10 protein-coding genes and 1 other RNA gene are annotated in these 11,024 nt (G+C 48.0%); 5 read left to right on the plus strand and 6 right to left on the minus strand.

What is annotated here, in order from left to right; all coding sequences use genetic code 11:
* Positions 1-79: 79 nt before the first annotated feature.
* From ACVA53_RS22695 to smpB, 3 genes are all read right to left on the minus strand, one after another.
* On the minus strand, positions 80-1,318 hold the full coding sequence (locus ACVA53_RS22695; RefSeq protein WP_446506346.1) for an integrase domain-containing protein: 1,239 nt from the start codon (positions 1,316-1,318) through the stop codon (positions 80-82).
* A gap of 185 nt (positions 1,319-1,503) precedes the next feature.
* Positions 1,504-1,872: a transfer-messenger RNA gene (ssrA, locus tag ACVA53_RS22700) on the minus strand.
* 112 nt (positions 1,873-1,984) lie between these two features.
* Positions 1,985-2,464: an SsrA-binding protein SmpB gene (smpB, locus tag ACVA53_RS22705; protein ID WP_107351827.1), complete on the minus strand. Its 480-nt coding sequence runs from the start codon at positions 2,462-2,464 to the stop codon at positions 1,985-1,987.
* Between the two features lie 192 nt (positions 2,465-2,656).
* Between smpB and ACVA53_RS22710 the strand changes: the two genes are divergently transcribed.
* Together ACVA53_RS22710 and ACVA53_RS22715 are read left to right on the plus strand one after the other, a co-directional pair.
* Positions 2,657-3,091 carry an SRPBCC family protein gene (locus tag ACVA53_RS22710; protein WP_255044054.1) on the plus strand — a complete coding sequence of 145 codons (435 nt, stop codon included), beginning with the start codon at positions 2,657-2,659 and terminating at the stop codon, positions 3,089-3,091.
* Positions 3,081-3,407, plus strand: coding sequence for an RnfH family protein (locus ACVA53_RS22715; protein WP_255044053.1), 327 nt, complete (start codon positions 3,081-3,083; stop codon positions 3,405-3,407). The genes ACVA53_RS22710 and ACVA53_RS22715 overlap by 11 nt, the downstream gene beginning before the upstream one ends.
* A 96-nt stretch (positions 3,408-3,503) precedes the next feature.
* On the opposite strand, the gene bamE is transcribed toward ACVA53_RS22715, so the two are convergent.
* The 3 genes from bamE to nadK form a co-directional block, all read right to left on the minus strand.
* The gene (gene bamE, locus ACVA53_RS22720) at positions 3,504-3,860 is read right to left on the minus strand and encodes an outer membrane protein assembly factor BamE (RefSeq protein ID WP_107351830.1); all 357 of its coding nucleotides are present in this window, start codon (positions 3,858-3,860) and stop codon (positions 3,504-3,506) included.
* A gap of 139 nt (positions 3,861-3,999) precedes the next feature.
* The gene (gene recN, locus ACVA53_RS22725; protein WP_446506347.1) at positions 4,000-5,667 is read right to left on the minus strand and encodes a DNA repair protein RecN; all 1,668 of its coding nucleotides are present in this window, start codon (positions 5,665-5,667) and stop codon (positions 4,000-4,002) included.
* 184 nt (positions 5,668-5,851) lie between these two features.
* A complete protein-coding gene (nadK, locus tag ACVA53_RS22730; protein ID WP_255044068.1) occupies positions 5,852-6,742 on the minus strand; it encodes an NAD(+) kinase in 891 nt (296 codons plus the stop codon).
* Positions 6,743-6,922: 180 nt separating this feature from the next.
* On the opposite strand from nadK, the gene grpE reads away from it, so the two are divergent.
* From grpE to dnaJ, 3 genes are all read left to right on the plus strand, one after another.
* The gene (gene grpE, locus ACVA53_RS22735; RefSeq protein WP_446506348.1) at positions 6,923-7,540 is read left to right on the plus strand and encodes a nucleotide exchange factor GrpE; all 618 of its coding nucleotides are present in this window, start codon (positions 6,923-6,925) and stop codon (positions 7,538-7,540) included.
* Between the two features lie 210 nt (positions 7,541-7,750).
* Positions 7,751-9,676, plus strand: coding sequence for a molecular chaperone DnaK (dnaK, locus tag ACVA53_RS22740; RefSeq protein WP_255044050.1), 1,926 nt, complete (start codon positions 7,751-7,753; stop codon positions 9,674-9,676).
* Positions 9,677-9,763: 87 nt separating this feature from the next.
* On the plus strand, positions 9,764-10,909 hold the full coding sequence (gene dnaJ / locus ACVA53_RS22745; RefSeq protein ID WP_446506349.1) for a molecular chaperone DnaJ: 1,146 nt from the start codon (positions 9,764-9,766) through the stop codon (positions 10,907-10,909).
* Positions 10,910-11,024: the final 115 nt, after the last annotated feature.

Raw genomic sequence — 11,024 nt, forward strand, 5'->3', positions numbered from 1 at the left:
AGTTGTAGTGGCAGAGACAAGCTTACCACTATTACTCAAGCAAGACTTCGCTGTGGTGGTGATATTTTAGTTGTAGTAACTATTTTATTTTCAAATTCTTAGCTCCCGTTATAGAGAGGTTGCCTTGTGCAGCCTCTCTTATGTTCCGGCTCCACCAGCTCATCATTTCACGACGTTGTTCTAGGTAATCAGTCCGGTTATAAGCTGCCCGTACCTGATTGCTATCTACGTGGGCTAATGCTGCCTCTATCAGATCAGAGTTGAACCCTTGCTCGTTTAGCGTGGTGCTGGCAAGAGAGCGTAGACCATGACTAACAAGCCTTCCCTCAAAACCCATGCGTTTAAGTGCCATGTTAGCCGTTTGGCTGTTACAGGGTTTCTTTGGATCACGGTCTGACGGGAATATAAATTCTCTGTGACCGCTTAGTGGATGAATGGCCTCCAGTAGCGCAATAGACTCAGAGGTTAGTGGAATGGAGTGTTCACGGCGCTTTTTCATTCGCTCTGCAGGTATAGTCCAGACTTTACGTTCTAGGTCTATCTCCTCCCAGCGGGCACCAGCTGCCTCACTAGGGCGTGTTATGGTGTGCAGCTGCCATTCGATTAGACAGCGTGTTGTTCTCTTTATACTGGCGTTAGCAACAGCTCTCATTAGCTCTGGAAGTTCATTGGGTGCTAGTGCTTTCATGTTCTCTTTTTGTGGCTTTTTGAAAACTGATTTCAAGCCACTAATCGGGTTACTATCAATCAGGCCGCAGTTAACTGCATAAATCATGACTTCATTTAAGCGCTGAACGACACGTTTCAGTGTTTCTAAGCTGCCTTTTGCTTCTATAGGTCTCAATACGTCAATCACGTAAGGTGCAGATATTTTTCTTATCGGTAATTGACCTAGGTCTGGAAAAACATTGAGCTCTAGAGAACGCCAAATATCTTTTGCATGATCAACAGTGATGGAGTCACTTTTTACTTCGAACCACTGTTGGGCTACGTTGAATAATGTGTGCTCTGTTTGTGCTTTCTTTTTTGCTATTGTTTCTTGTTTATAAGCTTTTGGGTCTATGCCCTCAGTAACGAGCTGGCGGTTAGTTTGCCTTAGCTCACGTGCTTTTGAGAGGGATACATCAGGGTATGCGCCAAGACCAAGGTTAACGCGCTTTTTAGTGATAGGATGAATGTAGTTGAAGTTCCACAGCTTTGAGCCATGAGCACGAACGCGAAGTTGCAGCCCGCCACCATCAGATAGGACGTAATCTTTATCCCTACTTTTAGCTGCTTTTATTTCTCTATCACTTAACGGTTTTGTTATCTTGGCCATCTAGACATCCTTACGTCTTATGATGTATTCCTGAAATCGACATGTATTACTAGGAATACCATAAGGAATACTATTGGTCAAAGATTGGGCAGGACGTTAGAGGACACTACAGGATGATAAGTTGTTGATTTTATATTGATGTGGATACAAAAAAAGACGCCCTAGGACGTCTTTAAATGTAGATTTGGTGGAGCTGGCGGGAGTTGAACCCGCGTCCAAAATCAGTCTAACAGATGGCGCTACATGCTTAGTCAGTCTTTATTCTCGTACCTACACTGCGAACTGACACGCTATGCAAATACATACCAGAATTCTATTTCGCGGTTCATCTCTCTAGTCAAAGATTCCCTCGCTATCTTGTTTGGGTTTGAACCCCTGTTAATCCCCGTCTTACAAGCGAAAGCTAGGGCAGGAGCGCTCTCAGCAGGGTATTAAGCTGCTAGTGCGAAGTTTTCGTCGTTTGCGACTATTTTTTGCGGCTTTTTTACGAGGCCAACCGCACCTCGGCATGCTCCACAAGCCTTCGTGATCCTGTCGAATCCTAAATCAGCCCCAGAGTTCGATCGATGGTATCAGAAAATTCGTTAGGGTCAACAGAAAGACTACCGAACTCTAACTAGATGGTTGATAAACCACCAATCCTCAACATCTTATGACCATTTACTTTTAACGGTTACTGCTTTTCATGATGCGCGCCTTATCGCGCTGCCAATCACGTGCTTTGGTATCTGCACGTTTGTCATGAAGCTTCTTACCACGCGCGGTACCTATCTTTAGTTTAACAAAGGATGCCTTCCAGTACATAGAAAGGGCAACAATTGTTTCACCGTCACGGTTTACTGCGCCTGACAGTTTATCGATTTCACGACGATTCAACAGCAGTTTGCGGGTACGTGTTGGGTCGGCCACCACATGGGTGGAAGCCGCATTGAGCGGGGTGATGGTCATGCCTGAAATGAAGGCTTCACCGTTGCGCAAGAACACATAACTCTCAGTCATGTTGACTTTGCCATCACGGATGGCTTTTACTTCCCAACCCTGCAGTGATATTCCGGCTTCGTACTCGTCGCTGATCGCGAACTCGAAGCGGGCGCTTTTGTTCTTGGCAATTGTATTGCTACTTTGCTTTGGTTTTTTCTTGGCCATAAATACTCTTGAATGTTGCTGTCCCAGCCTTTACTACATTGGCTGGTCGAAAAGTGTTTATTTATAAATCAATGAGATGATGACAATAAACACGCTTATTTTGGCTGTTAGCCCAGTAATGGTATCATTGGGTTTGTCCTTGTCATAGGTTTTCGCGTGACAGGTGGCACGTTTTAACCGTAAGGAGAAGCTATGCCTCAGATCAGCCGTTCTGCATTGGTACCATTTAGTGCAAAACAAATGTTTGAACTTGTTAACGATGTTGAATCCTATCCTGCATTCCTGCCGGGTTGCTCTGGGAGCAAAATCTTGGAAAGCTCAGAGCTGCATATGATGGCCGCTGTTGATGTGTCCAAGGCTGGGATCAAGAAGACATTTGTGACCCGTAATGATCTGACAGACAGTCGTTTGATCGCGATGCAGTTGGTCGACGGCCCTTTCAGCCGCTTGGTGGGTGGCTGGCACTTCACCGAACTTGATGCCGAGGCGTGCAAGGTTGAGCTTAAGCTGGACTTCGAATTTACCAATGGCCTTGTGGAAGCGGCGTTTGGTAAGGTATTCCGTGATTTGACCAATAATATGGTGTCAGCTTTTACCCAGCGTGCACGAGAGATTTATGATTTCTGAAGATAAGTTGATTCACGTAGAGGTGGTGTATGCACTGCCTGATGTGCAGAAGGTTATCCGGGTGACGGTTACGCCGGATATGCAGGTCCAGCAAATCATCGAACAGTCCGGTGTGCTGACCTTGTACCCTGAGATTGATCTTAAAAAGAACAAGGTAGGCATTTACAGCCGTAACGTGAAGCTGGATGCAACGGTACATGATGGTGACCGCATCGAGATTTACCGCCCATTGCTGGCTGACCCGAAAGAGATCCGCCGCAAGCGCGCGGAGCAAGCCAAGCAAGAAGCGTTGGCCGCTAAGGGCGAGAACGCCTAATCTCTGCCATTTGCTGACAATATATACAAAAGAAAAAGCTCGCCGATGGCGAGCTTTTTTGTTTTCTGACAACCAGCAATCTGTTGTCGAGCAACTTTAGTTGAATTGCTCCATGAATTGAGGACTTTTTTCATAGTCCCCTTCAAGGCTGGTCAGCTGGTTCTGAGCACTGAACTTCAGGATCAGGTTTTTCTGTTGCGGCTCTCCGTGGCCAGGCTTGTGGTAGTAAACGTAATACCACGTATCTGGATACTCGGGTTCAACCAGCATTGGCGAGCCAAGCACGAACTGTACCTGCTCTTTGTTCATTCCATATCGAAGGGTGTCGATATCTTTCTGTTCCAGGTAGTTACCCTGGTTAATATCAATTCGATAAACCAGTCGCTCAACGACTGAACAGCCACCCAATAAACTGACCGCTAAAGTAACGGCAGCAAGGTTTTTCCAACTCATAGCATCCCGGCATGTTCGCTTTATTCTGCAGCGATGATAAACAACCCCCGAGCAGAAGTAAAAAAGCAGTAAAGAAAAAAACTGTAATTGAGACTGCAGTACAACCAATTAGTTGCAATGCCCATTAAGTTTATTCTATTTATGCCGCAATCAGCAGTTCTTTCGCATTTGCCAGTGTGCGCTCGGTAATTTCACTGCCGCCTAGCAGACGAGCCAGTTCATTCACACGGGCATCCTGAGTCAGTGGGTACATGTTGGTTTCGGTTTGTCCCTTGCTGGATTTTTTCGCCACGAACATCTGCTGGTGGCCACAGCCAGCGACCTGCGGCAAGTGGGTGACACACATTACCTGGGTCGATCCGCCCAAGGTACGCAACATCTTGCCGACAATGGCGGCTGTCGGCCCACTGATCCCCACATCGACTTCATCGAAAATCAGGCTTGGGGTTTCGACTTTCTGGGCGGTGATCACCTGAATCGCTAGGGAGATCCGCGACAGCTCACCACCCGATGCGACTTTGCCAAGGGGCTGTAGTGGTTGGCCCGGGTTAGTGGACACCAAGAAGGTGATTGTGTCGAAGCCTAGTGGGCTGAGCATACCTTCTGTATCACTTTGTACATCAATTTTGAACACACCGTTTTCCATGCTGAGCTGATGCATGCTGTCGGAGATCTTTTTGTCGAGCTCCTTGGCATAGCGCTGGCGGCTCTTGCTGAGTTTTTCTGCGCTGGCCAAAAACTTCTGGCGTAGGCTCTCGACGTTCTCGGCGATTTCTTCCAGGCGTTCGTCACTGCAATCAAGCTGCTCTAGCTCTTTGAGTAGCTCTTGGTGCTTGGTATAAAGCTCATCCGGCATCACGTAGTGTTTGCGAGCCAGTGACATGATTTTGGCCAAGCGCTCTTCAAGGTACATCAGGCGCTGTGGATCCATATCCATGTTGTCGAGGTAGCTGCGCAGCTCTTGGCTGGCCTCTTGCACCTGGATAATCGCATCTTCGAGCATTTGCGGGATAGCGCTTAGATTGCTGTCGATGTCGCCCAAACCTGCGACTTCCTGGCAGGCTGTTTGCAGCATATTTAGCGCGTTACAATCTTCGTTGTCATACAGCATAGCCAGTGCGTTTTGGCTGGAAATAGCCAGTTCACCGCTATTGGACAAGCGCTTATGCTCTTCTTCAATCTCGGCAAATTCTTCTTCAGCCAGAGCTAGCTCGTTGAGCTCTTTGACCTGGTATTGGATCAGCTGTTTTTGCGCTTCGTTCTCTTCGCGGTTTTGAACCAAACGCTTATATTCGTTGTTGGCCTGGCGCCAGCGTTGGTAGTGGTTGCGGGTTTTTTCCATCAATTGATGGTGACCGGCATACTGATCCAGCATCTGCTGCTGGTAATCAGGGCGCATCAGTTGCTGGTGGGCATGCTGGCCGTGGATGTTGATCAGTAATTGGCCCAGGGCTTTTTGCTGCGAGGCGGGGACCGGACTGCCGTTGATAAAGCCACGTGAGCGGCCTTCTTTGGTAATGACACGGCGTAAGATGCACTCGTCACCATCAATCAGTTCGTTGTCTTCCAGCCAGCGGCGGGCCGCTTGGTTGTTCAGCAGTGAAAAGGCAGCGGAGATTTCTGCTTTGTCTTCATTCGGGCGAACCATGCAGGCTTCGGCGCGATCACCCAAACACAAGCCAAGTGCATCGATGGCAATAGATTTACCTGCACCTGTTTCACCGGTAATGGTGGTCATTCCCGGTTTAAGTTCAAATTCAAGGTTTTTGACAATAGCAAAGTTAGAGATCGTCATATGAGCCAGCATGTGTTCACCTGTTTAAATCAACACCTGTTTTTTCATACAGTATATACTGTATCTACATACAGTAAAGTACTGTCGATAAAAAATTTCATGGAAAGTTTGATCTGAGTTAACGCGCTGAAAGTAAGCAATAAAAAAGCCAACCGAGAGGTTGGCTTCAGGAGCGATAATTGAAGTTGGTTTCGACTTAGAATAATCGGCTCGACCAGCCCAGCTTGCCTCTTAGGACTTCGTAGTAGCTGTAGTTTTTCGGGTGGATCAGCTTTAAGGTCTCTGGGCTCTGGTAAATATGGATTTCATCGCCAGGGCTGACAGGCAACGAGACCTGACCGTCACAGCTGACTTCCAGGGTACTACCGTTGGTGGGTGAAACCATTAATTTGATCCGGCTGTTGCCATCGACGACCAGTGGACGGCATGACAAGGTATGCGGGAACATGGGTACCAGTGAAATTGCATTGAGCTCGGAGGACAGGATAGGACCGCCACCGGACAGGGAATACGCGGTTGAACCTGTCGGTGTCGAAATGATCAGCCCATCGGAGCGCTGCGAGAAGGCAAAGGTATCGTCTATGTAGACTTCGAATTCAATCATGTGGGCGATTTTGTCTGGGTGCAGTACCGCTTCGTTGAGGGCGGCATTGCGGCTTTTAATCAAGCCGTGGCGGTGGACTTCCGCCTCCAGCAAAAAACGTTTTTCGACTACATATTCGCCATTGAGCACTTGATCGAGTTCGTCTTCGAAGGCGTCGGGGTCGAGATCGGTTAGAAAACCTAGGCTGCCACGATTAACACCAATCACTGCGATATCGAAACGGGACAGTACCCGTGCCGCGCCTAACATATTGCCATCACCACCGACGACGACGGCTAAATTGGCTTTGTCGCCAATAGTCAGCAAATCGCAAAAGACTGATTTTGGCAGTGACAAATCGTTGGCCAGTCGGTGGTCAACAAGTACGTCATAACCTTTCTCAATAAGCCACCGGTAGAGGCTCATATGGGTCTGCAGGGCTTCTGGGTTACGGGGTTTGCCAATTATCGCGATAGTCTGGAAAACGCGTGTCATGTCCATGATCCGACAAATAAAGAGAAGGCCAGTATAGCGTCAGGATTAGACAGTTGTCGCGCATTGTGATCGATATCGGCTTGAATCATTGAACTTCATCCCCATAATAGGCGCATAAGCGAGTTTTTTGGATAGAGTTGATTATCTATCCCCCGATTGAAAACCATGATCTTGGCGGAGAGCGAAAGCATGAGCAACGAAGAGAAAAAAGTACAGGACGAACAGCTACAGCAAGATGTTGAAGCGGTTGAAACTGAATCTGCTGAGGAAGAAGTGGTTGAGATGACCCTTGAGGAGCAGCAGGCAGCCCGCATCGCTGAACTTGAAGCTGCATTGCTAACCAGTGATGCAAAAGTACGTGAGCAGCAAGATAGCGTATTGCGTGCCCGTGCCGATGTTGAAAACATGCGTCGCCGCAGCGAGCAGGAAATCGACAAGGCACGTAAGTTTGCCCTGAACAAGTTTGCTGAAGAACTGCTACCAGTTATCGATAACATGGAACGTGCTATCGAGATGGCAGACAAAAACGACGAGGCAGTCAAGCCAATGGTAGAAGGTGTAGATCTAACCCTTCAGACCATGATGGGTACGGTTGAGAAGTTCGGCCTGAAGCAGCTAAACCCAATGGGTGAAGCCTTCAACCCTGAATTCCACCAGGCAATGTCTATCCAAGAAAGTGCTGATCACGCGCCAAATACCGTGATGCTAGTGATGCAGAAAGGTTATGAGCTGAACGGCCGAGTGATTCGCCCTGCGATGGTCATGGTGTCGAAAGCGGCATCAGGCAATATCGATACCCAGGCGTAAGCGGGATTGTGATTAAACAAGCCCGCTCTAAGGCGGGCTTTTTAATTTTTTTTTGATTTTTTTTCGATGTCGCCCTTGAAAACAATTTGGCTGCCCCTATTTAGTAGTCATACGACATCGTAAATCATTTTCTGCGGGTGATACCGCATTGTCAGTGGCGTTTAGATAACGGGCTGGCAAATAAGCTAAACGAATTTCGGAGAAAGCCTGATGGGTAAGATCATTGGTATTGACTTGGGTACAACTAACTCTTGTGTAGCAGTACTTGATGGTGATAAGCCACGTGTAATTGAAAATGCTGAAGGTGAGCGCACAACCGCATCTGTGATCGCATACACCCAAGATGGTGAAACTCTAGTTGGTCAGCCAGCTAAGCGTCAGGCGGTTACAAACCCTGAAAACACGCTATTCGCAATCAAGCGTCTTATTGGTCGTCGTTTCGAAGACGAAGAAGTTCAGCGCGACATCGAAATCATGCCTTTCAAAATTGTTAAGGCTGACAACGGTGATGCATGGGTAGAAGCGAAAGGCCAGAAAATGGCTGCTCCTCAGGTATCTGCTGAAGTTCTTAAGAAGATGAAGAAAACAGCTGAAGACTTCCTAGGTGAAGAAGTAACTGGCGCAGTTGTTACTGTTCCTGCTTACTTCAACGATGCTCAGCGTCAAGCAACGAAAGATGCTGGCCGTATCGCAGGTCTAGAAGTTAAGCGTATCATCAACGAACCAACGGCTGCTGCTCTGGCTTACGGCCTAGACAAGCAGGGCGGTGACCGCACTATCGCTGTTTACGACCTTGGTGGTGGTACATTCGATATCTCTATCATCGAAATCGATGAAGTTGAAGGCGAGAAAACATTTGAAGTTCTAGCAACCAACGGTGACACACACCTAGGTGGTGAAGACTTCGATAACCGCATGATCAACTACTTAGTTGAAGAGTTCAACAAAGAGCAAGGCATCAACCTTAAGAACGATCCACTTGCTATGCAGCGCGTTAAAGAAGCGGCTGAAAAAGCGAAGATCGAACTGTCTTCTGCACAGCAAACTGACGTGAACCTACCTTACGTTACTGCTGATGCGACTGGTCCTAAGCACATGAACATCAAAGTGACGCGTGCGAAACTAGAATCTCTAGTTGAAGACCTAGTTCAGCGCTCTCTTGAGCCTCTTAAAGTTGCTCTTGCTGATGCAGACCTATCTGTAGGCGACATCACTGACGTTATTCTAGTGGGTGGTCAGACGCGTATGCCTATGGTTCAGGCGAAAGTCACTGAATTTTTCGGCAAAGAGCCACGTAAAGACGTGAACCCAGACGAAGCTGTTGCTGTTGGTGCTGCTGTTCAGGGTGGTGTTCTTGCTGGTGACGTTAAAGACGTACTTCTACTAGACGTTACTCCACTGTCTCTTGGTATCGAAACCATGGGCGGCGTGATGACTAAGCTAATCGAGAAAAACACCACGATTCCTACTAAGGCGAATCAGGTGTTCTCTACTGCTGAAGATAACCAGAACGCGGTAACTATCCATGTTCTACAGGGTGAGCGTAAGCAAGCGGGCTACAACAAGTCTCTTGGTCAGTTCAACCTAGAAGGTATCCAAGCTGCTCCTCGTGGCATGCCTCAAATCGAAGTAACTTTCGACCTTGATGCTGACGGTATCTTGCACGTATCTGCAAAAGATAAGAGCACAGGTAAAGAGCAAAAGATCACTATCCAAGCATCTGGCGGTCTGAGCGACGACGATATCGAGAAAATGGTACAAGAGGCAGAAGCTAACAAAGAAGCGGACAAGAAGTTCGAAGAGTTGGTAACTGCACGTAACCAAGCTGACCAGCTAGTTCACGGTACGCGTAAGCAAATCGAAGAAGCAGGCGATGCACTTCCAGCAGAAGACAAAGCGACTATCGAAGCGGCTGTAAACGAGCTTGAAGAAGCACGTAAAGGCGAAGACAAAGAGACAATCGACGCTAAAGTTCAAGCGCTTATCGCAGCTTCTCAGAAGCTGATGGAAATCGCTCAACAACAAGCTCAAGCGCAGCAAGCTCAAGAAGGTGGTGCTGAACAGCCACAGCAAGAGCAGCAAGACGACAACGTTGTTGACGCTGAGTTCGAAGAAGTTAAAGACGACAAAAAATAAGATAGTTAATTCATAATCTTATTTGAGCGCGGGCGTTGGAGGTTACTCTTGCGCCCGTAGCTGTATTAAGGCAGGTAACAGATCAGTATGTCAAAACGAGATTTTTACGAAGTTCTGGGCGTAAGTCGTGATGCGTCAGAGCGTGATATCAAAAAGGCCTACAAGCGCCTTGCGATGAAATTCCACCCTGACCGTAATCAGGGTGACGATCAAGCGGCTGAGAAATTCAAAGAAGTTAAGACTGCATACGAAATCCTAACGGATCCTCAGAAGAAGGCAGCCTATGACCAGTACGGTCATGCCGCTTTTGAACAAGGTGGTATGGGCGGTGGCGGCGGCTTCGGCGGCGGTGCTGACTTCGGTGATATTTTCGGTGATGTGTTTGGCGATATCTTCGGTGGCGGTGGCCGTCGTGGTGGTGGCCAGCAGCGTGCGCAGCGTGGTGCTGATTTGCGCTACAACATGGAGCTGACACTGGAAGAAGCGGTTCGTGGTTGTGGCAAAGAGATCCGTGTTCCTACCTTGGTTCACTGTGATACCTGTGATGGTTCTGGTGCCAAGAAAGGCACATCTGCTACCACATGTGGTACCTGTCATGGCCAAGGCCAAGTACAGATGCGCCAAGGCTTCTTTGCCGTTCAGCAAACTTGTCCGCACTGTCATGGTCGCGGTAAAATTATCAAAGAGCCATGTGGTACTTGTCATGGTCAAGGTCGCAAAGAAGAAACCAAGACCCTGTCTGTGAAAATTCCTGCCGGTGTTGATACGGGTGACCGTATTCGTCTATCTGGTGAAGGTGAAGCGGGTGAATTCGGCGCGCCAGCGGGTGATTTGTACGTACAGGTGCATGTTGCTCAGCACAATATCTTCGAGCGTGACGGCAATAATCTTTACTGCGAAGTACCAGTTAGCTTTACCATGGCTGCTATTGGTGGTGAAGTCGAAGTGCCGACCCTTGATGGCCGTGTGAACCTCAAAGTACCATCCGAAACTCAGACTGGCCGTATGTTCCGCATGCGCGGTAAGGGCGTGAAGTCCGTACGCGGTGGTGCAGTGGGCGATCTCATCTGTAAACTTGTGGTTGAAACGCCAGTGAGCCTAAGTGCTCGTCAGAAAGAGTTACTTCAAGAACTTGAAGAAAGCCTAGGTGGTAAAAGTGCAAGTAAGCACAAGCCGAAGGCTGAAGGCTTCTTTGACGGTGTGAAGAAGTTCTTTGATGACTTGACCGGTTAAGGCTAGCTTCGTCTTTGATAAAAAAGCCAGCGTAATGCTTAATGCCGATCGTTTAAGCTAACTTGAACGATCCTGCAGTTAGGCGATAATCCCAACTAGTTGATTTCTAGTTGGG

It is taken from the genome of Photobacterium sp. DNB23_23_1 (genome assembly GCF_052873815.1).